Source organism: Pseudomonas sp. No.21, assembly GCF_054558415.1.
Genome location: NZ_BAAJNO010000006.1, coordinates 186,779 through 209,237, shown reverse-complemented (window position 1 = coordinate 209,237; position 22,459 = coordinate 186,779). Strand labels below are relative to the sequence as shown.

The window sequence follows — 22,459 nt, the reverse complement described above, 5'->3', positions numbered from 1 at the left end:
CCCGGGCTGAAGCCCGGGCTAAGGCAGGCCCGACGGCTAAACACCCAGCCAAGAAAAAGCCCCGCTGATGCGGGGCTTTTTCATGGCGGTTCGGCCTTACAGGCGCAGGCCGCCATCGAGTTCCAGGACGCGACCGGTGTAGTAGTCGTTCTCCAGGATGTAGGCCACCGAGTGGGCGATCTCCAGGGGCTTGCCCAGGCGCTTGAGCGGAATGCCGGAGGTCATCTTCTCCAGGGCTTCGGGCTTCATGCTGGCGACCATGTCGGTCTCGATGAAACCGGGAGCCACGCCCGCCACGCGGATGCCGTAGCGTGCCAGCTCCTTCGCCCAGACCACGGTGTCGGCGGCGACGCCGGCCTTGGCGGCGGAGTAGTTGGCCTGGCCCATGTTTCCGGCGCGGGAGATGGAGGAGATGTTGATGATCGCCCCTTCGTTCTTCAGCTCGATCATCTTCGCCGCCACTTCGCGGGTGCACAGGAACACGCCGGTCAGGTTCACGTCGATCACTGCCTGCCACTGGGCCAGGCTCATCTTGGTCATCTCGCCGTCCTTGACCTTGATGGTCAGGCCGTCACGCAGGATGCCGGCGTTGTTCACCAGGCCGTTGATGGCGCCGAAGTCCTCGGCCACCTGGGCGACCATGTGGGTCACCTGCTCTTCGTTGGCCACGTTGCACAGGTAGGCACGGGCATCGCCGCCGGCGGCCTTGCAGGCGGCCACGGCGTCGTCCAGTTTCTCCTGGTTCAGGTCCACCAGCGCCAGCTTGGCGCCCTTGCCGGCGAGGTACTCGCCCATGGCGCGGCCGAGGCCCTGGCAGCCGCCGGTGATGATGATGACTTTGTCTTTGAGCTGCATGCTTTTCCCCTCGAAGTCGAATTGAGTGGCGCTATCCCCGCTGGCGGCCTGGAACCGTTATTCTGGCCGCCCGTCCGTTTTCGACGGATTCTCTGCAAGGAGTCAGAAGGTGAGCGTGAAAGCCGCAAAGAATGCCCGAGAATTGCTGCTCAAGGAATACCGCGGCGTCCTCTCGACCCAGTCCAAGGCCATGCCGGGCTTCCCTTTCGGATCGGTGGCGCCCTATTGCCTGGACGCCGCCGGCCGACCGCTGATCCTCATCAGCCGCATCGCCCAGCACACCCACAACCTGCAGAAGGATCCCAAGTGCTCGCTGCTGGTGGGGGAGCGGGGCGCCGATGACATCCAGGCCGTCGGCCGCCTGACCCTGCTCGCCGAGGCGCGGCAGCTCACCGACGCGGCCGAGATCGCGGCCGCCAGCGAGCGCTACTACCGCTATTTTCCGCAGTCGCGTGACTACCATCAGACCCACGACTTCGACTTCTGGGTGCTGGAGCCTGTGCGTGCCCGCTTCATCGGCGGCTTCGGCGCCATCCACTGGATCGACCAGGTGGTGCAGGGCAACCCCTTCGCCGGCGAGGCCGAGCGCAGCATGATCGAGCACATGAACGCCGACCACCAGTCGGCCATCGCCCACTACCTGGCATTGCGTGGGCTGCCCGGGGAGACGGCGGAGATGGTCGGCATCGACGCGGAGGGCTTCCACCTGCGCACCGGGCAGGTGGTGCATTGGCTGCCCTTCCCAACATCCTGTAACAACCCGGGCGCGGTCCGTCAGGCCCTGGTGGCGCTGGCGCGCGCTGAGGCCTGGCCGTCCGTCGCCGAACCCGACGCTTGAATTCGATGGAGGGCGGCTTCATCTAAATTGCCATCGGAAGCCGTTCTTCCGTCAAGGATCCCTCGATGCGTGTCTTTCTGTTCCTCTTCCTGCTTTTCCCGATCATCGAACTGGCCGTGCTGATCCAGGTCGGCAGCGCCATCGGCGTCCTGCCGACCCTGCTGCTGGTCATCGGCACCGGCGTACTCGGCAGCGTCCTGTTGCGGGTCGCCGGGGTCGCCACGGCCTGGCGCGCGCGGGAGAAACTCGCCCGTGGCGAGATGCCCGAGCAGGAAATGCTCGAAGGCCTGCTGATCGCCGTCGGCGGCGGCCTGCTGCTGCTGCCCGGCTTCATCAGCGACATCTTCGGTGTGCTGTGCCTGATTCCCTTCACCCGCCGCCTGCTGATCGGTCGCCTGCTCAAGCGCGCCCAGGAGCAGGCCCTGCGCCAGCGTGCCTTCGCCGACGATCTCGCCGCCCGCAGCGGGCAGACCCGCCCGAACGTGATCGAAGGCGAGTACGAGCGCCGCGACAACTGAGCCTCCGGTCGGCGGCGCTGAACTTCCTGCAAATTTTTCAGCCGCTGCCCTTGAAATGCCCACGAACGCCCCTATGTATCGGTCACCGCAAGGTTCCTTGCCCTCGCCGGCAAGGTCAGACTTCAGCGGAGTGCCCTGCACCCCGCAGCCGGCCACGCCGGATTTCGCTAACCCGCCGGTCGTTCGTACCGGCGCCGGAAAACACTGATTGGGAGAGTTAGACAATGAAGCTTCGTCCCCTGAATGACCGCGTCGTAATCCGTCGCAGCGAAGAAGAAACCAAGACCGCTGGCGGCATCGTGCTGCCGGGCTCGGCTGCCGAGAAGCCGAACCGCGGTGAAGTGGTCGCCGTCGGTACCGGTCGCGTTCTGGACAACGGCGAAGTCCGTGCCCTGGCAGTGAAAGTGGGTGACCAGGTGGTATTCGGCCCCTACTCCGGCAGCAACGCCATCAAGGTCGATGGTGAAGAGCTGCTGGTGATGAGCGAGAACGAAATCCTCGCTGTCATCGAAGCCTGAACCACCCCCCTTTCCCCCATAGAATTCGAGGAAAAAGAACATGGCTGCTAAAGACGTAAAATTCGGCGATGCCGCTCGCAAGAAACTGCTCGTTGGCGTTAACACCCTGGCTGATGCCGTGAAAGCCACCCTCGGCCCGAAAGGCCGTAACGTGGTTCTGGAGCGCAGCTTCGGCGCCCCGCTGATCACCAAGGACGGCGTTTCCGTCGCCAAGGAAATCGAGCTGAAGGACCGCATCGAGAACATCGGCGCCCAGCTGGTGAAAGACGTTGCCTCCAAGGCCAACGACGCTGCCGGTGACGGCACCACCACCGCTACCGTGCTGGCCCAGGCCATCGTTACCGAAGGTCTGAAGTCGGTCGCTGCCGGCCTAAACCCGATGGACCTCAAGCGCGGCATCGACAAGGCCACCGCCGCCGTCGTCGCCGAGCTGAAGAACCTGTCCAAGCCGTGCACCGACACCAAGGCCATCGCCCAGGTCGGCACCATCTCCGCCAACTCCGACGACTCCATCGGCAACATCATTGCCGAAGCCATGGAGAAGGTCGGTAAAGAAGGCGTGATCACCGTCGAGGAAGGCTCGGGCCTGGAAAACGAACTGTCCGTCGTGGAAGGCATGCAGTTCGACCGCGGCTACCTGTCCCCCTACTTCATCAACAAGCCGGACACCATGGTGGCCGAGCTCGACGGCCCGCTGCTGCTGCTGGTCGACAAGAAGATCTCCAACATCCGCGAACTGCTGCCGGTTCTGGAAGCCGTTGCCAAGTCCGGCCGTCCGCTGCTGATCGTGGCTGAAGACGTCGAAGGCGAAGCCCTGGCCACCCTGGTGGTCAACAACATGCGCGGCATCGTCAAGGTTGCTGCCGTCAAGGCCCCGGGCTTCGGCGACCGCCGCAAGGCCATGCTGCAGGACATCGCCATCCTCACCGGCGGTACCGTCATCTCCGAAGAAGTCGGCCTGAGCCTGGAAAGCGCCACCCTGGAGCACCTGGGCAACGCCAAGCGCGTGGTCCTGAGCAAGGAAAACACCACCATCATCGATGGCGCCGGCCAGCAGGTCGACATCGAGGCGCGTGTTGCCCAGATCCGCAAGCAGGTCGAAGAAACCTCTTCCGACTACGACAAGGAAAAACTGCAGGAGCGCCTGGCCAAGCTGGCTGGCGGTGTTGCCGTGATCAAGGTTGGCGCTGCCACCGAAGTCGAGATGAAAGAGAAGAAGGCCCGCGTTGAAGACGCCCTGCACGCGACCCGCGCTGCAGTGGAAGAAGGCGTGGTTCCTGGCGGTGGCGTAGCCCTGGTTCGTGCTCTGGCTGCCATCAAGGACCTGACCGGTGCCAACGAAGAGCAGAACGCGGGTATCAACATCCTGCGTCGCGCTGTCGAAGCTCCGCTGCGCCAGATCGTCGCCAACGCCGGTGACGAGGCCTCCGTGGTCCTGGACAAGGTCAAGCAGGGTTCGGGCAACTACGGCTACGACGCTGCCACCGGCCAGTACGGCGACATGATCGAGTTCGGCATCATCGACCCGGCCAAGGTCACCCGTACCGCGCTGCAAGCCGCTGCTTCCATCGCCGGCCTGATGATCACCACCGAGGCGATCGTCGCCGAGCTGCCGGAAGACAAGGCTGCTCCTGCCATGCCGGACATGGGCGGCATGGGCGGCATGGGCGGCATGATGTAAGCCACCCAGTCCATCCGGTCTGAAAGAAGCCCCGCCTCGTGCGGGGCTTTCTTTTGCCTGTGGAAAAGCGGCGGGCCGGGCCCATCCGTGTGCCCGCTACCTGCTAGGGCGCCAGTTCCGTGACGCCTTGGGGCGCCTCGTCGGCCTGGGGCGCGTAGAGCATGAAGCGGTAGCAGCCGAGGCAGATCAGCCAGTCCAGCAGCGCCGTCCACAGGTTGTGGGAGAGAAAGTGCGCGCCCTGCATCATTCGCCCGACCGAGAACAGCCCGCCCAGGGCCAGGGCACCGACCAGGGCGAGGCGTGCGAGGCGGCGATTGCGGTCGCGCAGCAGGAAGTACAGCGCGAAGAAGGTGAAGCCGCTGCTGGCGTGGCCGCCCGGCCAGCAACGTCCGGGCTTGGCAGTGGGCGCGCGTTCGGCCAGCAGCGGGGTGTAGGTCTCCACGCCGCCATAGCGGGTCAGGTCCCAGGGGCAGTGCACGGCGGTCAGCGCCTTCAGGGGCGTCACGATCGCGGTGGACAGGCCCATCGCCAGGACCAGGTAGCCGAGACGCCTGCGCAGGCCGTACCAGGGGCGATACAGGCAACTGGCGACGAGCCCGGCCAGGGCCAGCAGCGCCACTGCGATCACCGCCTGCTTGGCGCGGTCATGCATCACGTCCTCGAGGAAGAAGCTGTGGGCGCCGATGAAGCCTTCTCCCGGCCGGTAGAACAGATCGGCCAGGGCGAAGTCGAGGCGCGTCGGCTCGATCACCAGCAGGGCGAGGATGATCGCCAGGGGCAGGCCGAGCGCCCAGCCATAGGCGATCGGGCGGCAGGAGTGGGTAGGGGGCATGGGGTGTCTCCGGATTGCATGCGGGGGATTGTCAGGCGAGGGAATGGGCGTAATCTGCCGTGGCCGCCGTGGTGGCACCGTGAACCGCGGGTGAAAAAACTGTCAAAGACGCCCTGGCCCGGAAGGGCATCGATGAGGCGGGGGAACTGCAGATGCGGATTTTGCTGGTGGAAGACAATCGCGACATCCTGGCCAACATGGCCGATTACCTGGAGCTCAAGGGCTATAGCGTGGACTGCGCCCAGGACGGCCTGTCCGGCCTGCACCTGGCGGCCACCGAACACTTCGACCTGATCGTGCTCGACATCATGCTTCCCGGCCTGGACGGCTACGCCCTCTGCCGGCGCCTGCGCGAGGAGGCGCGACGCGACACGCCGGTGATCATGCTCACCGCGCGCGATGCACTCGACGACCGGCTGCAGGGGTTCAAGTCCGGGGCCGACGACTACCTGCTCAAGCCCTTCGCGCTCTCCGAGCTGTCGGCGCGCATCGAGGCCGTGCTGCGGCGCTCCCAGGGCGGTGGCAAGCGCAGCCTGCAGGTGGGCGATTTGAGCTACGACCTCGACACCCTGGCGGTCAGCCGTGCCGGCAAGCCGCTCAAGCTCAACCCCATCGGCCTCAAGCTGCTGGCCGTGCTGATGCAGAAAAGCCCCCACCTGGTGCGCCGGGAAGCCCTCGAGGAGGCGCTGTGGGGCGACGACTGCCCGGACAGCGACAGCCTGCGCAGCCACATCCACCAGCTGCGCCAGGTGATCGACAAGCCCTTCGGCAGCCCCCTGTTGCACACCCTGCACGGCCTCGGCTATCGCCTGGCGGAGTCGGCCGATGGAGTTTAGGCAGAGCCTCGCGCGGCGCATCGTCATCGCCTTCACCCTGATGACGGCGCTGGTTGGGGGGACCTTCTCGCTGGGCATCATCGAAGTGGTGCACCTGATCGAGGAACAGCTGATCTCCCGCGACCTGAACAACGAGCTGGAGCGCATCCTCTACGAGAACCTCGCCAAGGGTCGGGCACCGAGCCTGGACAGCGATACCCGTTTCTACTTCGGCGAGGGCACCGGCCCCTACGCCCTGCCCGTCGAATACGCCAAGCTGGCGCCGGGTTTCCATGAACTCTTCGAAGGCCAGCTCTCGTTCCACGCCCTGGTGCGGGACATCGACGGCCACCGCTACGTACTGCTGCAGGACCAGAGTGATTTCGAGGACCGCGAGCAGGCGCTCTACGGCGTGGTGCTGGTGGGCTTCATCCTGAGCGTGCTGCTCTCGGCGCTGCTCGGCTGGCTGCTGGCGCGCAAGGTCATCGCGCCGGTGGTACGCCTGGCCGGGCAGGTCCGCCATCGCGACCAGTTGCTCGGCCTGGCGCCGCCGCTGGCGCCGGACTACACCTCCGACGAAGTGGGCCAGCTGGCCCAGGCTTTCGACGACACCCTCGGCCGGTTGCGCGATGCCCTGACCCGCGAGCGCCTGTTCACCAGCGATGTGAGCCATGAACTGCGCACGCCCCTGATGGTGATCGCCACCTCCTGCGAACTGCTGATGGAAAACGACCACCTCGACGACCGCTCGCGCCAGCAGGTGCTCCGCATCGGTCGGGCCAGCGAGGAGATGCGCGACCTGGTGCAGACCTTCCTCATGCTTGCCCGCGCCCAGCGCAACGGTGGCGAGATGGTGCCGCAATCCCGGCTCGGCAGCCTGGCCGACGAGCTGGCCGGCCTCTGGCGCGACCCCATCGAGGGCAAGGGGTTGCGCTTCGACTACCACCCCGGCGTCACCTCGGCGGTTCTCTACAACGCGGCCTTGCTCCGCTCGGTACTGGGCAACCTGTTGCGCAATGCCCTGCACTACACCGAGTCGGGCCATATCGAGCTGCGTCTGGACGAGCGCGGATTCAGCGTCGAGGACAGCGGGGTCGGTATCCCGGAAGAGCAGCGCGAGGCGATGTTCCTGCCCTTCGTGCGGGGCATCGAGCAACGCGGAGATGGTCTCGGGCTCGGCCTGTCGCTGGTCAAGCGCATCTGCGAAAGCCAGGGCTGGGTGGTTCGCCTGTCGCCGTCCGGCTCTGGCGGTTGTCACTTCCGCGTCGACCTGGATGGCGCCGCCTGACAGATTTTTCACATCGGCTTGACGCCGGGATGACGGCTGGCGGTGGAAGCTGATCGTATCCAGGGACCCGATGGCCCATGGAGGGAACGGACCTTGCAGTGTTCGGCTCCCATCGCGCCGAGGTAACACTCGCCACGCCCGGGGGGAGGGCGAGCGCAAGGCAGCATGGGGCTTTCAGGGAACCTGGCGCTTTGCGCGCGGTCCCACCGGGGCCTTGCACGTGGGCAATGGGGTTACTCCGGGGTGATTCCTGTTACCTGGACGGCGGCGCCGGGCTCGACCTGCGGGCGGTGGCCGGGCCCGGACGATGTACTGACACGGATTTGCAATGAATCACCGCTAGCCTCGCCCGTCTGCCAACCGACGGTGCCGAGGCCGACGGCGCCGCGTGATGCGGCAAACAGGCGGTTGAGAGTGCGCTGCTCCTTAGGGACAAGAGCCGCGGAGGGATGACCAGGCGAGAGCGACATGCCATTCGTCACTTCGAAAAAGCGGACTGTGAACTATTGATCTAGTGTGAAGACACAGCGTTTGGCAGCGCTATCAAGGGGTTGCGATCATGAAGTTAGAAATAACGCGAGCTTTGTTCCTCGTAGGAGCCCTGGGCGTCGCGTCCATCGCCGCGGCGGCTTGGCATGAGCCGTCACCTTCGGTCGTCAGCGTCAATGGCCTCGGCTATTGTCCCCTGCCTCCCAATGCCCGGCACAAGGCCGACGCGGTGCCCGACAGGCAGTTGCTGCTGCTGATGTTCGGGCTTTCCCAGGGCATGGGGCCGCAAGGCTGAATACCGTCCCGTAGACATCCAGGCCCCGCGCATGCGGGGCTTTTCATTTGCGCCGCCGCCGTCATTCCGTGATCGCCACGCACCTTTTCTCGTCCCTCCAGCGCCGACTGCCTGCAACGGTATGGACCTTGCAAACCTGCTGCTCACCCGCTGGCGGTAGTAGGGTTGCCGGGGTTCATCGCCCGGAATAGAGGCATCGTTGCCCCATGGGGTGACGTGGGTCCGGGCTTGCCGCCGTGCACAGGGTTACCGAGTGCACGTTCCTGTTACCGCAAGCGACATCAAAAAGGGCGTGAGTCATTCGCCCCCCTGGGTGGTCTGGATCTCGACGGAGACTGAGACCGACCAGGCGATAAACGGAGGGGAAGGTCTGATGGAGACAGCTGTGATTGCGTTGGCGAGCGATATGGACGACCCGTTCGAGCGCTTCTGGGGCTGGCGTGGTGAGTGGGTAGAAGCGCCGAACCTGCGACGGGGCGGCGAGAGCGGGGTGGAGCGGGTGCGCCGGGACGACGGGGTCCTGCTGTATAGCAAGCGCCAGTGTGGCCACCTCTATCGCAGCGTGCTGCACCCCTTCGGACGCCCGACGGTGCTCCGCGAACGGGATGCCATCCGCGCCTTCGAACGCCTCGGCGTGAGGGTGCCGCGGCTGGTGTACTGCGGCGCGCGGCGCGGTGGCGAGGGCGCCTGGCAGGCGCTGCTGGTGACGGAGGCCCTGGAGGGCTTCATCGATTTCGAGCGCTGGTACGCCTCCTTGGACGAACGCGCCGACGCCAAGGGCCAGCGCGAGCGGGTGCTCGGCCAGATGGCGCAGGTGCTGGCGCGGTTGCACCGGGGCGGTTGGCAGCACGGCTGCCTCTATCCCAAGCATGTGTTCATCCGCCTCGGGGAAGGGGAGGGCGCCGAATCGGTGGAAATCGCCCTGATCGATCTGGAGAAGAGCCGCCGTCGCTTCGCCCATGCCCGGGCGGCGCGCAACGATGTCGGCCAGATCAGGCGCCATTCGGCCATCCGCGACGAGGACTGGGCCTACCTGCTGGCGGCCTACGAGCATGCCTTCGGCAGCCGCGTGGAGGCGCTGCACCGGCTCTGAGAACCCTGGAATGAAGAAGGCCCCGCAGATGCGGGGCCTTCTCGTTCAACGTGGCTCAGTGGCCCGCGACGGGCTCTGCCTCGGGCTGGGCAGCCGGTCGTGGGTCCGGCTTGGCCAGCAGGGTATAGACGCAGGGCAGCACGAACAGGGTGAACAGCGTGCCGATGGACATGCCGGTGGCGATCACCGTGCCGATATCGAAGCGGCTCACCGCACCCGCGCCGGTGGCGAGGATCAGTGGCACCATGCCGAACACCATCGCGGCGGTGGTCATCAGTACCGGGCGCAGGCGGATGGAGGCGGCTTCCTCCACCGCTTCGCGCGCACTCAGGCCCTTGTCGCGACGCAGCTGGTTGGCGAATTCCACGATCAGGATGCCGTGCTTGCTGATCAGGCCGATCAGCGTCACCAGGCCCACCTGGGTGTAGATGTTCATGCTGGAGATCCCCAGGAACAGCGGGATCAACGCGCCGCAGATCGACAGCGGCACCGTCACCAGGATCACCAGCGGGTCGCGGAAGCTCTCGAACTGCGCGGCCAGCACCAGGAAGATGATCGCCAGGGCCAGGCCGAAGGTGACGTACAGCGCGCTGCCTTCCTGGACGTACTGGCGCGAGGCGCCGGCGTAGTCGAAGGCGAAGCCGCGCGGGGCTTCCTCGCGGGCGATCTGCGCCACGGTCTCCACCGCATCGCCCATGCTCACCACCGGGAAGCCCTCGATGATCGCCGAGTTCAGCTGCTGGAACTGCTTGAGCTTGGTCGGTCGCGCGGTGTCGTGCACGGTGATCAGGGTCGACAGGGGCACCATCGCGCCGCTCTCGCTCTTCACGTAGTAGTTGTTCAGCCAGTCCGGGTTGTCGCGGTAGGGGCGTTCCACCTGGGCGATCACCTTGTAGCTGCGACCGTCGATGGTGAAGCGGTTGATCTCGCCCTCGCCCAGCAGCAGCGCCAGGGTGGAGCCGAGGTCTTCCATGGAGACGCCCATCTGCGCGGCCTTCTGGCGGTCGATGTCGACCACCACTTCCGGCTTGTCGAACGCCAGGTCGACGTTGAGGAAGGCGAACTTGCCCGAGGCTTCCGCGCGCTGCTTGATGCGTTCGGTCACCTGCAGCAGGGACTCGTAGTCGTTCGGGGTGTTGACCACGAACTGGAAGGGCAGGCCTTCGCCGGTGCCCGGCAGCGACGGCAGGTTGAAGCCGAAGATCTGCAGGCCGGGAATGCGGTCGAGCTTGCCCTGTACCTCCTGCAGCAGCTCCATCTGGGTGCGCTCGCGCTCGTCCCAGGGCTTGAGCAGGAAGCCGCCGATACCGGCCTGCACACCATCGAAGCCGTTGATCTGGAACGAGGAGTAGTACTCGGGGAAGGACTTGAAGATCTCCACGAACTCGTCGGTGTAGGCGTTCAGGTAGTCCAGGTTGGTCGGCTGCGGCGCCTTGGCCATGAGGAAGACGATGCCCTGGTCCTCGTCGGGGGCCAGTTCGCTCTTGGTCATCATCAGCAGCACCGGGATCAGCGCCATCACGATGAGCGCGAACACCACCACCACCGGGCGGGTGTTGAGGGTGCCGTGCAGCGCGCTCTGGTACCGACGCTTGAGCCGCTCGAAGATCATGTCCAGCTTGTGGGCCAGGCCGCTCGGGTTCTCCTCGTGGCGCAGCAGCTTGGAGCACATCATCGGCGAGAGGGTCAGGGCGACCACGCCGGAGATGATCACCGCGCCCGCCAGGGTCAGGGCGAACTCGCGGAACAACGCACCGGTGAGGCCTTCGAGGAAGCCGATGGGGGCATACACGGCCGCCAGGGTGATGGTCATGGAAATGACCGGCACGGCGATCTCGCGGGCGCCCTCGATGGCGGCATCGAAGGGCGTCTTGCCCTCCTCGATGTGCCGGTGGATGTTCTCCACCACCACGATGGCGTCGTCCACCACCAGGCCGATGGCGAGCACCATGGCCAGCAGCGTCAGCAGATTGATCGAGTAGCCCATCAGCTGCATGAAGAACAGCACGCCGATCATCGACAGCGGGATGGTGATGACCGGGATCAGCACCGAGCGGAAGGCGCCGAGGAACAGGAACACGACCACGATGACGATCAGCACCGCCTCGCCCAGGGTCTTCACCACCTCGTCGATGGACGCCTGGATGAAGCGCGTGGCGTCGTAGGCGATGGACACCTTGAGGTTCGGCGGCAGCTGGGCTTCCAGCTCGGGCATGATCGCGCGCACGTGCTTGATCACGTCCAGCGGGTTGGCGCTGGGGGTGCCCTTGATGCCGATGTAGACCGAGGGGATGCCGTCGAAGGAGCTGATGGAGTCGTAGTTCTCGGCGCCCATCTCGACGCGGGCGATGTCACGTACCAGCACGCGGCGGTCGCCCTGTGTCTTCACCGGGATGGCGGCGAAGGCTTCGGGGGACTTGAGGTCGGTGGTGGCGTTGATGCTGGTCACCACGTACTCGCCCTTCACCTGGCCAGCGGCGGACAGGTAGTTGTACTTGCGCACGGCGTCGCTGAGGTCGCCGGCGGTGACGCCGTAGGCGGCCATCTTCACCGGGTCCAGCCACAGGCGCATGGCGAAGACCTGGTTGCCGAGGATCTCCGCTTCGGCCATGCCCGGCAGGGTCGCCAGCTTGGGCTGGATGACCCGCGACAGGTAGTCGGTGATCTGCGGGTTGGACAGCTCGTCGCTGTAGAAGCTGATGTACATCAGCGCCGAGGCGTCCGCCGCTTCCTTGGACAGCACCGGGTCCTCGGCGTCCTGCGGCAGCTGGTTCTTCACCTCGTTGGCCTTGGCCAGCAGTTCGGTGAAGAGGCGGTCCGAGTTGGAGCCGATGCGCGCGTAGATCGAGATGATCGACAGGTTCTGCTGGCTCGACGACGTCATGTAGTCGATGCCTTCGGCGCTCGCCAGGCTCTGCTGCAGCGGCTGGGTGATGTAGCCCTGGATGGTCTCGGCGTTGGCCCCGGGGTAGGCGGTGGTCACCGTGATCAGGGCGTTTTCCATCTGCGGGTACTGGCGGATCACCAGCTTGCTGAAGGCCTGGAAGCCCAGCAGCACGATCAGCAGGCTGACCACGGTCGCCAGTACCGGGCGACGGATGAAGGGATCTGTGAAAGCCATATCGGTATTCCTTGGCGTCGAGCCTACTGCTCGGCGCTGGCTTGTTTGTCCGTTTTCGGTTGCTGGGCCTGGTCATCGGCGATGGCGACGTTGGAGCCGTTGTCCAGCTTCAGCTGGCCAGCGGTCACCACCTGCTCACCGGCCTTCAGGCCCTTGAGCACCACGACCTTGCCGTCGCGGCGCTGGCCGGTCTCGACGAAGCGGCGTTCGACCACCAGGACCGGCTGGCCCTTGTCGTCCTTCACTGCCTGACCGTCCTCGCCCTTCTTGGCATCGATCACGTAGACCGAGTTGCCATAGAGGGTGTAGGTGATGGCGGTTTCCGGCACCACGATGCGCAGGTTGTCGCCCGGGAGCAGCACTTCCAGGTTGGCGAACATGCCCGGCAGCAGTTTGCTGTCGGGGTTCTGCAGCAGCGCACGCACCTGCAGGTTGCGGGTGCTGTCCTCGACCTTGGGGTTGATCGCGGCGATGGCGCCGTCGAAGAACTCGCCCGGGTAGGCGGCGACGCTGATCCGCACGTGCTGGCCGATGGCGAGCTTGGGCACTGCCTGCTCGGGCAGGTAGAAGTCGAGGAACAGGGTGCTGAGGTCCTGCAGGGTGGCGATGGTGGTGCCCGAGGAGAGGAAGTCACCCACATCCACCTGGCGGATGCCGATGGTGCCGGCGAAGGGCGCGACGATGCGCTTCTTCGCCAGCATGGCCTTCAACTGGGCAACGCTGGCGGTCGACTTCTGCAGCTCCGAGGAGAGGCGGTCGAATTCGCTCTTGGAAATGTTCTGCCGGTTCACCAGGCTGCGGCCGCGTTCGAATTCGACGCGTGCCAGGGCCAGGGAGGCTTCCGCGGTCGCCAGGCTGGCCTGTTCGACGTCGCTGTCCATCTGGATCAGCGGCTGGCCGAGCTTGACCTTCTCGCCGGAAAGGAACTGCACCTCCTGCACGGTGCCGCCTACTTCCACGGTCAGGTCCACGCCCTGGAAGGCCTTGAGCGAACCGATGGCCGGCAGGCGCTCCTGCCAGGGTACTTCCACCGCCTTGGCGGCCGAGACGCTGATGGCAGGCTTGGGCGCCGTGAACATCGCGATCTGCTGTTTGATGGAGAAGAACTTGTACGCGGCAAGCGCGGCCACCACGAGGATGACCACGCCGAGCATGATGAGCATGCGGCGGAGCAACATATTCCGGTTCCTTGGCAAGGCAGATTGAGGGCCTGGGAATAGGCGAGGGGTGCACCTTATTACCACTGGCGGGGGCAAGTCAAAGGCGCGGAATTGCAAAAGTTTACATGCTGGCACGATGCCTGTTCAGTGCCTTGCAGATCGCCGGAGATCGCTACGAATCGGCGCATTTCAGTTGGCGAGAACGGCGCCTGGGCGGGGAGGCCGGTGAAGCGCAATAAACAGCGCAGCGGTGCTCTCGAAGGGGGCGGGTGCAACTCTCGCGAACCCATGGGGCGGCGAGGGTGCCACCGGGCTGCGACTGGAGCGGCACATCCCTGTGCCGGGTGAAAAGGGGTCAGGCGCTGAAGCGGCGGGTGACCTCGCTCAGCTCGCCGGAGAGTTCGTGCAGGCGACCGCTGGCGGCTTCGGTGCGTTGCACGTTCTCGTCGTTGGTGACGGCGATGGCGGTGATTTCGGTGAGGTTGCGCGAGATGTCCTCGGCCACCGAGGTCTGCTCCTCCGCCGCCGTGGCGATCTGCCGGTTCATGTCGCGGATGGCTTCCACCGCGCCGGTGATGCGTTGCAGCATCGCACCGGCTTCGGTCACCTGGGTGACGCTCTGCTCGCTGCGGCTCTGTCCGCTTTCGATGGCGCGCACCGCGTTCACCGCGCCGGTCTGTACCGTGTCGATGATCTGGTGGATCTCGGCGGTGGATTCGGCGGTGCGCTGGGCGAGGGTGCGGACTTCGTCGGCGACCACCGCGAAGCCCCGGCCCTGTTCGCCGGCGCGGGCGGCCTCGATGGCGGCGTTGAGCGCCAGCAGGTTGGTCTGCTCGGCGATGCCGCGGATCACTTCCAGCACCTTGCTGATGCGGCCGCTGTCGTTCTCCAGGCGGCGGATCACCTCGGCGGTGGAGTCGATCTCGCCGCGCATGCCAGTGATGCTCTGGATGGTCGCCTGCATCACCCGTTCGCCCTGCTGGGCCGAGCTGTCCGCGTCGTCGGCGGCGCGTGCGGCATCGGCGGCATGGCGGGCCACCTCCTGGGCGGTGGCGGACATCTCGTGCATCGCCGTGGCCACCTGGTCGGTGCGCGAGAACTGCTCGCGGGTGCCGCCGGCCATGAGCGTGGCGATGGCGTTGAGCTCGCCGCTGGCGCTGTCCAGCTCGGCGGTGCTGTGCTTGAGGCGGTTGAAAGTGTCGGCGAGGAAGTCCCGCAGGATGTTCGCCGAGTTGGCCAGGCGCCCCAGTTCGTCGCGGCGGCTGCTGTCGACGCGCTCGCCGAAGTTGCCCTGGCTGAGGCGGCCGATGTGGTCGATCAGGGTGCGGATCGGGTCGATCAGGCGGCGGTTGATCAGCCAGATCGCCAGCAGGCCCACCAGCACGCTGGACACCAGCATCACCACCAGGCCGGTGGTCACGGTGCTGGCGGCGCTGGCGCTGATCTCGGCGGATTGCTGGGTGCCGCGGTCATGCAGCTGGGTGACCAGGGCGGTCATCTGCTCGCTGGCGGCGCGGTCGATGCCCTGTACCGCCTTGTCGCCTGCGGTCGGTTCGGCGCCGGCGGCGAGGAAGGCCTCGCGGCCCTTGCGGTAGGCGGCCCCCAGGCTCTGGTGCTCGCTGCGCAGGCGCTCCACCTGGCTCTGCAGGCCGCTGTCGCCCTGCTCGCGGGCCTCGTTGACCAGCTTGCCGAGGATATCCTGGACCTTGCGTTCCTGGTCCTCGAACTGGCCCCAGTACTTGCTCAGGGCGGCCGGGTCCTTGCCGCGCAGCAGGACGTTCTTCCATTCCTGCACCTGGCCCTTGAATTCGACGTTGGCGCTGTCGACGAGGCTGGATGCCTCCAGCGTGCCGCCTACCAGGTTGCGGTAGGACTGGATCCCTCCAGATAGAAAGTTGAAGCAGGTCAGGGCGATGACCAGGATCAGCAGCAGGCTGCCGCCCAACAGCGCGAGGAGCTGGCCTCGCAGGGAGTTTTGCAGGGACATGTAGTTACGCCTCAGGGACGTGGGAGGGAGGGGTTGGCTGGTGAAGTATAGGTCGGCCGCCGTGACCGTTCGTTGAGGTCGCGGCGACGAAATGCAGGTGTCAGGCGAGGTGCAGGTGGTTGTCCCAGAGCCCGGCGGGCAGCTGCAGGGGGGCGGCGGCGATCGTCGCCTTGCGGCAGTCGTAGAAGCGGCAGCGGCCCTGGCCGGAGGTGACCACGAAACCGTCCTTCACCGCACCGACGCCGGCGCAGTCGGGCAGCGGGGCGTCGAGGCGCACGGCGCCGCTGTCCAGGTCCCAGATGAAGAAACGGTTGCCGCGCGGGGCGGTCAGGGCCACCAGGCGCAGTCCGTCGTGGATGGCGACGCTGGCGGTGTACTGGGCCATCGACAGGCGTTGCTCGTCGGCCAGGGGGAAGGGCTGGAAGCGCTGGCCCGGGCGCTTGATCGCCAGCAGGTCGGCATGGTCGCCGGCATCGCCCATGTACTGCTGGCCGGCGACTATGGTGCCGTCGCTCGCGATGGCCAGGTGGCGCACGCTGTTCATCTGCTGGGGCAGGGTCTCGCGGCTGATCAGGCTGCCGTCGCGGCGCATCAGCACCAGGCTGGGCTCCATGGCATGGAGGTTCATTTCCACGCGGCTCTCGGCCTCGGTGCGGATGCCGCCGTTGGCGACCACGAAGGTCTCGCCGTCCGGCATCCAGGACACCTGGTGCGGGCCCAGGCCGTGGGTGGACAGCTCGCCCTGGAAGCTCAGCCGGCGGTCGGCGTAGGCATACACGCCGAGCAGGCCGCGACCGGGATCGGTGGTGTCGTTGTCGGTGGTGTAGAGCCACTCGCCGCTCTTGTGGAACACGCCGTGCCCGTAGAAGTGGCGGTCCGGCTGCGAGCGCACCGTCTGCAGCAGGCTGCCGTCGGTGAGGTCGATCAGGTAGCTCTCGGTGCCCGGGCGGCGGGCGACGAACAGGGCCACCGGCTCGCTGGGGTGTTCGACGATGTCGTGGCAGCGCTGCGCCACGCGGGTGGCGAACACCTGGGTGCCGTCGAGGCGGTAGCCGACGGCGTAGTGGCCGCCATCGGCATCGTCACGGGCGGAGAGCAGCAGCGGGTCGCGACCCTGGCGGCTCAGGGTCCAGCCGCCCAGCGTCACGGCGCCGAGCAGGAGGCTGCCGAGGGCGAGTACCTGGCGGCGGAACATATCAGTCACCATCGTTGGCGTTGAAGCCCAGTTGCACGTTGAGGACGCGGGCCAGCTCGTTGGAGTGCAGGCGGTGCACCACGTCGAGGCTGTCGTAGAAGCCGTTCAGTTGCTTGAGGCCTTCCTCGCTCTGCAGCAGCGTGCTCAGCGGTGGCTGCAGGGCCTCCAGCTTGGCGCGGGCGTCGGCGTAGGCGCCGTCGATCTTGTCGGCCAGGGCCTTCTGGTCGTCACCCAGCAGGCTGCGGATGCCCTTGCCGTCGGCACCGTTCCACAGCTGCTCGGCGCTGAGCAGGCTGGCGCCCAGGCTGGCCAGGGAGGTGTCGCTGCGCCAGCCATCGGCCTGGTAGGGCTGCGGCTGGCTCTTGGTCTGGCGGCCCATGGGCGTGCCGAGCTTCTTCTTCAGGGTGTCCAGGGCGGTGACCTGGACACGCAGCAGCTCGGAGACGGCCTCGTGGGAGTCGGCGTAGCGCGGGTTGGGGAACTTGCTCAGTTGCTCGAGCATGCCGTCCTTGCTGTTCCAGGAGGCGAGGATCTCCTCGGCGAGGCTCTGCTGGCGCTGGCCGATGGCTTCCAGCAGCGGGCAGTAGCGCGCCTTCTGCTCCGGGTCGGCGAGGTCCAGGTTGCTGTCGAAGAGGATGTATTCGTAGGCGGAGAGGCCCTGGACCACGACGCTGGACTTGGCCAGGCCGGCGGCGTCGATGTCGGGCTTGGCCTTGACCAGTTGCTCGACCTGGCGACCCACCAGGTTCTTCTTGTCCGGCCAGAACTGCACCTGCCAGGCGCGGTTGCCCTCGGCCAGGGGGCCGACCATCAGCGGTTGCAGCTCGGCCCAGGCCTTCTGCGCCGCGAGGAAGTCGGCACGGGCCTTGGCCAGGTCTTGCTTCCCGGAACAGAACGCCAGCGCGCTGGCGGCCAGGGCGCGGTCGGCTTCCACCCAGCGGCTGTAGGTGGGCAGGATCACCTGCTTGGCCAGCGCGGCGGTGGCCTGGGCCTGCGGGTCCTGCGGGGCGCAGGCGCCCAGGGCCAGGGCGGCGAGGCTGGTGAAGAGCAGTTTGGGTCTGAACATGCAGGGCTCCTTAAAGGGAATTCAGGAATGCCAGCAGCGCGGCTCGCTGTCCAGCGTCATAGCGCATGACGGTCTGTTTCGCCGCCTTGGCCTCGCCGCCGTGCCAGAGGATGGCCTCGAGCAGGTTGCGGGCGCGCCCATCGTGGAGGAAACGGGTGTGGCCGTTGACCGCCTGGGTCAGGCCGATGCCCCAGAGGGGCGCGGTGCGCCAGTCGCGGCCGCTGGCCTGGAACTCGGGGCGGCCGTCGGCCAGCCCCTCGCCCATGTCGTGCAGCAGCAGGTCGCTGTAGGGGCGGATCACCTGGTTGGCCAGCTCCGGCTCGGCGGCATCGCTGCCGGTGGTGAAGCTCGGGGTGTGGCAGCCCTGGCAGCCGGCCTGGTGGAACAGGCCCTTGCCGTCCAGCACCTGCGGGTCGTTGACCCCGCGCCGCGAGGGCACGGCGAGGTTGCGGCTGTAGAACAGCACCAGGCGCAGGATGTTGTCGCTGACCTCAGGCTCGCCGCCGTTCACGGCATTCAGGCAGTCCACCTGGGCGGGCGTGCAGTCGTCGTGGGGCAACAGGCTGGTGGTCAGGCCCATGTCGCCGGAGAAGGCGTGGGCGTTCTGCTGGTTGAGGCTGGGCTGGCCGGCCTTCCAGCCGAAGCGGCCGAGCACGGTCTTGCCGGCGGCGTCGTCCCAGACCCGGTTGGGGCGGCCGACGATGCCGGCGGGCTTGTCCTTCGAGGCGCCCGCGTTGGCGAGGATGGCGGCTTCGGGAATGGCCTCCAGCAGGCCCAGGCCGATCATCGGCGGGGCGACCCGGGCGGAGAACATCGTCTGCGGGTGCATGGGGCCGTAGCCGAGCTGGGTGATTTCCAGGATCGGTTTCTGCAGTTCCACGCGGGTGCCGTCGGCGAGGGTCACCGGGACGGTTTCGTAGCGCATGCGCACCTTGCCTTCCGGCGCGACGCCGGGGATGGCGACGTCCTGCAGCTGGCCGCCGTACACCGGCTCGGGCACCACGCCCAGGCGCTCCAGCATCTGCTGGTGCTCGGCCTTGGCTTCGGCGGGGATGGACAGGCGCACCAGCATCGACACGGCGTTGTCACCGCGAACGCCCGGCGGATGACCGCGGCCGTCCTTCACGTGGCAATTCTGGCAGGCGTTGGTGTTGAACAGCGGGCCCAGGCCATCCCTCGCAGTGGTGGAGGAGGGGGCGATCACCCAGGGGTTGCGGAAGAAGCTGTTGCCGACGTTGAAGTCCAGCCGACGGCTCGGGGTGAGGTTGCCGGAGGCCTGGGAGAAGGCGTTGCGGTCATGCAGGTTGATGGTCGCGGCACCGCCTGAAAGCTGCTCGCCGGGTTCGGCCTGGGTGAAGCGGGGAGGCTTGTCGCAACCGGCCAGGGCAACGGCCAGCAACAGCGGCGACAGGTGGCGGAGGGCCGACGATACGGGCATTGGCGGGTCCGGCTGGGGAAAACAGGCGGGCAATGTTAGCAGGCGAACGGCTATTAAATAAGAGGGATTTGCGTTTGTGATAGCGGGTCCGGCTGGCAGCTGCGGGGCTGGTGGAACCCAGGCGTGACGTGCCTTGCAGCGAGACGAGAGACGGATTTCCGGGCATGAAAAAAGCGGATGCGGCGATGGGCCGCATCCGCTTTGCGGGACGCGTGGACGAGTCGATCAGAACTCGTGGTCGGCGTTGTCCGGTTTCAGGTCGCTGATGCCCAGCTTGCCGGCGGCCTGCTCGATGGCACCGGTCTGCTTGACCAGGGCGGCGATGGCGTCACGGACGATCTGGTTGCCTTCGGCGTTGTCCGGGGCGATCAGCTGGTCGAAATGCACGCCCTTGTCGGCGCTGTCCACCAGCACCTGCAGCTTGGCTTCGGTGGCTTCCAGGTCGGCCTTCAGGGTGGCGTCGGTCGCAGCGTCGATCTTGGCCACCAGGGAGGACAGGCTCGGGCCGGTCAGGGTGGTGCCGTCGACCTTCTTGTACTCGCCCAGGTAGACGTTGCGGATGCCCTTGCCGTTGTAGAAGTGCGAATTGTGGGTGTTGTCGCTGAAGCAGTCGTGCTCGTCCTCGGGCGAGTTGGCTTCCAGGGCGACCTTCATGCGCTCGCCGGCCAGTTCGCCCAGGGACAGGCTGCCCATGCCGAAGAGCATCTTGCGCAGGCCGGACTCGGCAGGCTCGGCTTCCAGCTTGGCGCGGTAGTTGTCCGCGACGCCGGCTTTCCACTGGCCGACCATGTATTCCAGGTCGCTGACCAGCAGGTCGGTGGCGGCCTTCAGGTAGGCGGCGCGGCGGTCGCAGTTGCCGCCGGTGCAGTCCTTGCCCTGGGCGTAGTCGGTGGCCGGGCGGTTGCCGGCGCCCGGGCCGGTGCCGTTGAGGTCCTGGCCCCAGAGGAGGAATTCGATGGCGTGGTAGCCGGTGGCGACGTTGGCTTCGGAGCCGCCCAGTTCGTTCAGGCTGGAGAGCTTCTCGCCGGTGATCTCGGTGACGTCGATCTTGTCTTCGCCGACCTGGATTTCCTTGTTGGCGATGATGTTGGCGGTGGCGCCCGGGTTGCCCAGCGCGTGCTGGTAGTCCTTGGCGACGTAGTCGATCAGGCCCTCGTCCAGCGGCCAGGCGTTGAGGCCGCCTTCCCAGTCGTCGACGACGGCGTTGCCGAAGCGGAAGACTTCGCTCTGCATGTACGGGGTGCGGGCGGCCAGCCAGGCTTCACGGGCGGCTTTCAGGGTGTCGTCGCCGGGCTTGGCGATGAAGGCGTCGACGGCTTTCTGCAGGTCGACGGCGGTGCTGTGGGCGTCGCTGAAGACGGCCAGGGCCAGGTCGGCGTAGTGCTTGACCACGGCCTTGGCGGCGGCTTCGTCGACTTTCGCTACGGTCGCGGCTGGGGTGCTGCTGGCGGCTGCGGGAGCGGCGGCTTGCGGTGCTGCGGCCTTGTCCTTGTCGTCGCCGCAACCGGCGAGGGTGATGGCGATGGCAAGCAGGCTGGCAGTAGCCAGGGGCATACGACTCATGGCGAATTCCTTTGCGTGTTGTGGGGGACGTGGCGCAATTGCGCCCGAGAAACCGCGACATAATGCGAAAGATTTGCATTTTTGAAAAGGCCCGATGCACCGTCCCCTGGATGCGGGATGTGCCCGCCGTCTCTATGCGCCAGCCGGGCTGACGTTAGAATGCCAGCAGTCACGTTCCATCGAAGCCAAGGAGCCGCCCGCATGTCCCTGACCAGTGTTGCCCTGATCGTCGCTGCCCTGCTGGTCGCCGCTTACGCGGTGACGCTCTACAACGCCCTGGTGCGCCTCAAGCACGGGGTGACCAAGGCCTGGTCGAACATCGAGGTGCTGCTCAAGCAGCGCCACGACGAGCTGCCCAAGCTGGTGGAGACCTGCAAGCAGTACATGCAGCACGAGCGCACCACCCTGGAGAACGTCATCGCCGCCCGCAACGCCGTGGCCAGCGCCCGCGAGCGTGGCGACGTCGGCGCCCTGGGCCAGGCCGAAAGCGGCCTGCGCGCGGGCCTCGGCCAACTCTTCGCCCTGGCGGAGAACTACCCGCAGCTCAAGGCCAACGAGAGCTTCCAGTTCCTCCAGCAGCGCATCAGCGGGCTGGAGAACGGCATCGCCGACCGCCGTGAGCTGTACAACGAGGCGGTGAACCTCAATAACGTGCGCATCGAGCAGTTCCCCGACGTGCTGCTGGCTCGCATGTTCGGCTTCAAGCCCGCCGAGCTGCTGGTGTTCAGCGAGGCCGAGAAAGCCGACGTCGACCTCAAGTCGCTGTTCAACTGATGGTCAGTGGCGATGCCGCCGGGCTCGCGATGAGCCTGGCCTTCAGCCTCGGCGCCTTCTTCGGCGGCGGCTGGTGGTGCCTCAAGCGCCTGTCCGAGGCGCGGTTCCTGCTGGATACGCCGACCTCGAAGATCCGCTCCGCCGCCCAGGGCTATGTCGAGCTCTATGGCGTCCTCCAGGAATCCACCCTCGGCCAGCTGCAGGCGCCGCTCACCGGCAAGCCCTGCCTGTGGTGGCGCTTCCGTATCGAGGAGTACCAGGAGAGCGGCAAGAACAAGAGCTGGCGGGTGATCGAGAGCGGCACCAGCGACCAGTGGCTGCAGCTGGGCGATGGCACCGGCAATTGCCTGATCGACCCACGCGGCGCCGAAGTGCGCCCGTCCACCCGCGAGGTGTGGAAGGGCAACCAGCGCCACCCGCGCAACGGAGCGGCGCACGCCGGCTTCTTTGGCATGTTGCTGGGGGGCGGTGAGTACCGCTACACCGAGGAACGTCTGCACGTCGGCGGCCCGCTCTACGCCATCGGCGATTTCCATACCGCCGGTGCCGGCCATCAGGGCTTCGATGGCACGGCGGCGCAGGGCGCGGTGATCCGTGAATGGAAGAGCGACTTCACCGGGCTGCTGAAGCGTTTCGACAGCAACGGCGACGGCCAGCTGGACGAGGCCGAGTGGAACCGCGTACGCCTCGCCGCCCAGCTGGAAGCCGAGGACCGCCACCGTTCCACCAGCGCCGCGCCGGCGGTCAACCACCTGCGCAAGCCGGGCGAGTCGCGACCCTTCCTGCTCTCCAGCCATGGCGAGGACGTGCTGGCACGCTCCTTCTACTGGCAGGCTCTGGGCGGGGCTGTCGTGTGCATCATCGGCGCGGTGGCCACTGTGTACCTGCTGCAGGTGACGGGGCTGATGTGAGCCTCTGCCTGGGCCTGCACGT

Annotated in this window: 19 protein-coding genes and 1 pseudogene; 10 read left to right on the top strand and 10 right to left on the bottom strand. The window is 66.7% G+C overall.

Going from position 1 to position 22,459, the window contains the following annotated elements:
- Positions 1-96 precede the first annotated feature (96 nt).
- The gene (locus tag ACYJSS_RS14075) at positions 97-855 is read right to left on the bottom strand and encodes an SDR family oxidoreductase (RefSeq protein WP_111263043.1); all 759 of its coding nucleotides are present in this window, start codon (positions 853-855) and stop codon (positions 97-99) included.
- 109 nt (positions 856-964) lie between these two features.
- Here ACYJSS_RS14075 and ACYJSS_RS14070 point away from each other — a divergent pair, with 109 nt between their 5' ends.
- The 4 genes from ACYJSS_RS14070 (at position 965) to groL (ending at position 4,410) form a co-directional block, all read left to right on the top strand.
- Complete coding sequence (locus tag ACYJSS_RS14070; RefSeq protein ID WP_111263044.1) at positions 965-1,693, top strand: HugZ family pyridoxamine 5'-phosphate oxidase; 729 nt, start codon at positions 965-967, stop codon at positions 1,691-1,693.
- Positions 1,694-1,758: 65 nt separating this feature from the next.
- Positions 1,759-2,211 carry an FxsA family protein gene (locus ACYJSS_RS14065; protein WP_236204737.1) on the top strand — a complete coding sequence of 151 codons (453 nt, stop codon included), beginning with the start codon at positions 1,759-1,761 and terminating at the stop codon, positions 2,209-2,211.
- A gap of 224 nt (positions 2,212-2,435) precedes the next feature.
- A complete protein-coding gene (locus ACYJSS_RS14060) occupies positions 2,436-2,729 on the top strand; it encodes a co-chaperone GroES (protein ID WP_111263046.1) in 294 nt (97 codons plus the stop codon).
- A 40-nt stretch (positions 2,730-2,769) separates the two neighbouring features.
- Positions 2,770-4,410, top strand: a complete 1,641-nt coding sequence (gene groL / locus ACYJSS_RS14055; RefSeq protein ID WP_111263047.1) for a chaperonin GroEL — start codon at positions 2,770-2,772, stop codon at positions 4,408-4,410.
- Between the two features lie 103 nt (positions 4,411-4,513).
- On the opposite strand, the gene ACYJSS_RS14050 is transcribed toward groL, so the two are convergent.
- Entirely contained in the window at positions 4,514-5,242 is a 729-nt protein-coding gene (locus ACYJSS_RS14050; protein WP_236204736.1) for a phosphatase PAP2 family protein, read from the bottom strand.
- A 152-nt stretch (positions 5,243-5,394) separates the two neighbouring features.
- Between ACYJSS_RS14050 and ACYJSS_RS14045 the strand changes: the two genes are divergently transcribed.
- The 4 genes from ACYJSS_RS14045 (at position 5,395) to ACYJSS_RS14030 (ending at position 9,222) form a co-directional block, all read left to right on the top strand.
- Positions 5,395-6,078 carry a response regulator transcription factor gene (locus ACYJSS_RS14045; protein WP_111263049.1) on the top strand — a complete coding sequence of 228 codons (684 nt, stop codon included), beginning with the start codon at positions 5,395-5,397 and terminating at the stop codon, positions 6,076-6,078.
- On the top strand, positions 6,068-7,345 hold the full coding sequence (locus tag ACYJSS_RS14040) for a sensor histidine kinase (protein ID WP_236204735.1): 1,278 nt from the start codon (positions 6,068-6,070) through the stop codon (positions 7,343-7,345). Before ACYJSS_RS14045 ends, ACYJSS_RS14040 begins: the two co-directional genes overlap by 11 nt.
- Before the next feature lie 559 nt (positions 7,346-7,904).
- Positions 7,905-8,129, top strand: coding sequence for a hypothetical protein (locus ACYJSS_RS14035; RefSeq protein ID WP_111263051.1), 225 nt, complete (start codon positions 7,905-7,907; stop codon positions 8,127-8,129).
- A 388-nt stretch (positions 8,130-8,517) separates the two neighbouring features.
- The gene (locus tag ACYJSS_RS14030) at positions 8,518-9,222 is read left to right on the top strand and encodes a lipopolysaccharide kinase InaA family protein (RefSeq protein WP_236204788.1); all 705 of its coding nucleotides are present in this window, start codon (positions 8,518-8,520) and stop codon (positions 9,220-9,222) included.
- Between the two features lie 55 nt (positions 9,223-9,277).
- Here the strand turns inward: ACYJSS_RS14030 and ACYJSS_RS14025 are convergent, their stop codons facing one another.
- The 8 genes and pseudogenes from ACYJSS_RS14025 to ACYJSS_RS13990 all read right to left on the bottom strand — a co-directional run bounded on the left by ACYJSS_RS14025 (position 9,278) and on the right by ACYJSS_RS13990 (position 20,752).
- The gene (locus ACYJSS_RS14025) at positions 9,278-12,343 is read right to left on the bottom strand and encodes a multidrug efflux RND transporter permease subunit (RefSeq protein ID WP_111263052.1); all 3,066 of its coding nucleotides are present in this window, start codon (positions 12,341-12,343) and stop codon (positions 9,278-9,280) included.
- 23 nt (positions 12,344-12,366) lie between these two features.
- Positions 12,367-13,521, bottom strand: coding sequence for an efflux RND transporter periplasmic adaptor subunit (locus ACYJSS_RS14020; protein ID WP_236204734.1), 1,155 nt, complete (start codon positions 13,519-13,521; stop codon positions 12,367-12,369).
- A gap of 337 nt (positions 13,522-13,858) precedes the next feature.
- Positions 13,859-14,563: a methyl-accepting chemotaxis protein gene (locus tag ACYJSS_RS14015; RefSeq protein WP_373874561.1), complete on the bottom strand. Its 705-nt coding sequence runs from the start codon at positions 14,561-14,563 to the stop codon at positions 13,859-13,861.
- Positions 14,564-14,791: 228 nt separating this feature from the next.
- Positions 14,792-14,902, bottom strand: a pseudogene (locus ACYJSS_RS14010) (hypothetical protein); the annotation flags it as partial.
- A 688-nt stretch (positions 14,903-15,590) separates the two neighbouring features.
- Complete coding sequence (locus ACYJSS_RS14005; RefSeq protein WP_111263055.1) at positions 15,591-16,685, bottom strand: DUF1513 domain-containing protein; 1,095 nt, start codon at positions 16,683-16,685, stop codon at positions 15,591-15,593.
- Position 16,686: 1 nt separating this feature from the next.
- On the bottom strand, positions 16,687-17,751 hold the full coding sequence (locus tag ACYJSS_RS14000) for an imelysin family protein (RefSeq protein ID WP_236204733.1): 1,065 nt from the start codon (positions 17,749-17,751) through the stop codon (positions 16,687-16,689).
- 10 nt (positions 17,752-17,761) lie between these two features.
- The gene (locus ACYJSS_RS13995; protein WP_236204732.1) at positions 17,762-19,189 is read right to left on the bottom strand and encodes a di-heme oxidoreductase family protein; all 1,428 of its coding nucleotides are present in this window, start codon (positions 19,187-19,189) and stop codon (positions 17,762-17,764) included.
- A gap of 225 nt (positions 19,190-19,414) precedes the next feature.
- Entirely contained in the window at positions 19,415-20,752 is a 1,338-nt protein-coding gene (locus ACYJSS_RS13990; protein WP_111263058.1) for an imelysin family protein, read from the bottom strand.
- Positions 20,753-20,953: 201 nt separating this feature from the next.
- Here ACYJSS_RS13990 and ACYJSS_RS13985 point away from each other — a divergent pair, with 201 nt between their 5' ends.
- Together ACYJSS_RS13985 and ACYJSS_RS13980 are read left to right on the top strand one after the other, a co-directional pair.
- A complete protein-coding gene (locus ACYJSS_RS13985) occupies positions 20,954-21,526 on the top strand; it encodes a LemA family protein (RefSeq protein ID WP_111263059.1) in 573 nt (190 codons plus the stop codon).
- Positions 21,526-22,437, top strand: a complete 912-nt coding sequence (locus ACYJSS_RS13980; protein ID WP_236204731.1) for an E3 ubiquitin ligase family protein — start codon at positions 21,526-21,528, stop codon at positions 22,435-22,437. The genes ACYJSS_RS13985 and ACYJSS_RS13980 overlap by 1 nt, the downstream gene beginning before the upstream one ends.
- Positions 22,438-22,459 lie beyond the last annotated feature (22 nt).

Coding starts and splice junctions, on each gene's coding strand:
- ACYJSS_RS14075 (WP_111263043.1), bottom strand. CDS start 855: ATGCAGCTCAAAGACAAAGTCATCATCATCACCGGCGGCTGCCAGGGC.
- ACYJSS_RS14065 (WP_236204737.1), top strand. CDS start 1,759: ATGCGTGTCTTTCTGTTCCTCTTCCTGCTTTTCCCGATCATCGAACTG.
- ACYJSS_RS14060 (WP_111263046.1), top strand. CDS start 2,436: ATGAAGCTTCGTCCCCTGAATGACCGCGTCGTAATCCGTCGCAGCGAA.
- groL (WP_111263047.1), top strand. CDS start 2,770: ATGGCTGCTAAAGACGTAAAATTCGGCGATGCCGCTCGCAAGAAACTG.
- ACYJSS_RS14050 (WP_236204736.1), bottom strand. CDS start 5,242: ATGCCCCCTACCCACTCCTGCCGCCCGATCGCCTATGGCTGGGCGCTC.
- ACYJSS_RS14045 (WP_111263049.1), top strand. CDS start 5,395: ATGCGGATTTTGCTGGTGGAAGACAATCGCGACATCCTGGCCAACATG.
- ACYJSS_RS14040 (WP_236204735.1), top strand. CDS start 6,068: ATGGAGTTTAGGCAGAGCCTCGCGCGGCGCATCGTCATCGCCTTCACC.
- ACYJSS_RS14035 (WP_111263051.1), top strand. CDS start 7,905: ATGAAGTTAGAAATAACGCGAGCTTTGTTCCTCGTAGGAGCCCTGGGC.
- ACYJSS_RS14025 (WP_111263052.1), bottom strand. CDS start 12,343: ATGGCTTTCACAGATCCCTTCATCCGTCGCCCGGTACTGGCGACCGTG.
- ACYJSS_RS14020 (WP_236204734.1), bottom strand. CDS start 13,521: ATGTTGCTCCGCCGCATGCTCATCATGCTCGGCGTGGTCATCCTCGTG.
- ACYJSS_RS14015 (WP_373874561.1), bottom strand. CDS start 14,563: ATGTCCGCCACCGCCCAGGAGGTGGCCCGCCATGCCGCCGATGCCGCA.
- ACYJSS_RS14005 (WP_111263055.1), bottom strand. CDS start 16,685: ATGTTCCGCCGCCAGGTACTCGCCCTCGGCAGCCTCCTGCTCGGCGCC.
- ACYJSS_RS14000 (WP_236204733.1), bottom strand. CDS start 17,751: ATGTTCAGACCCAAACTGCTCTTCACCAGCCTCGCCGCCCTGGCCCTG.
- ACYJSS_RS13995 (WP_236204732.1), bottom strand. CDS start 19,189: ATGCCCGTATCGTCGGCCCTCCGCCACCTGTCGCCGCTGTTGCTGGCC.
- ACYJSS_RS13990 (WP_111263058.1), bottom strand. CDS start 20,752: ATGAGTCGTATGCCCCTGGCTACTGCCAGCCTGCTTGCCATCGCCATC.
- ACYJSS_RS13985 (WP_111263059.1), top strand. CDS start 20,954: ATGTCCCTGACCAGTGTTGCCCTGATCGTCGCTGCCCTGCTGGTCGCC.
- ACYJSS_RS13980 (WP_236204731.1), top strand. CDS start 21,526: ATGGTCAGTGGCGATGCCGCCGGGCTCGCGATGAGCCTGGCCTTCAGC.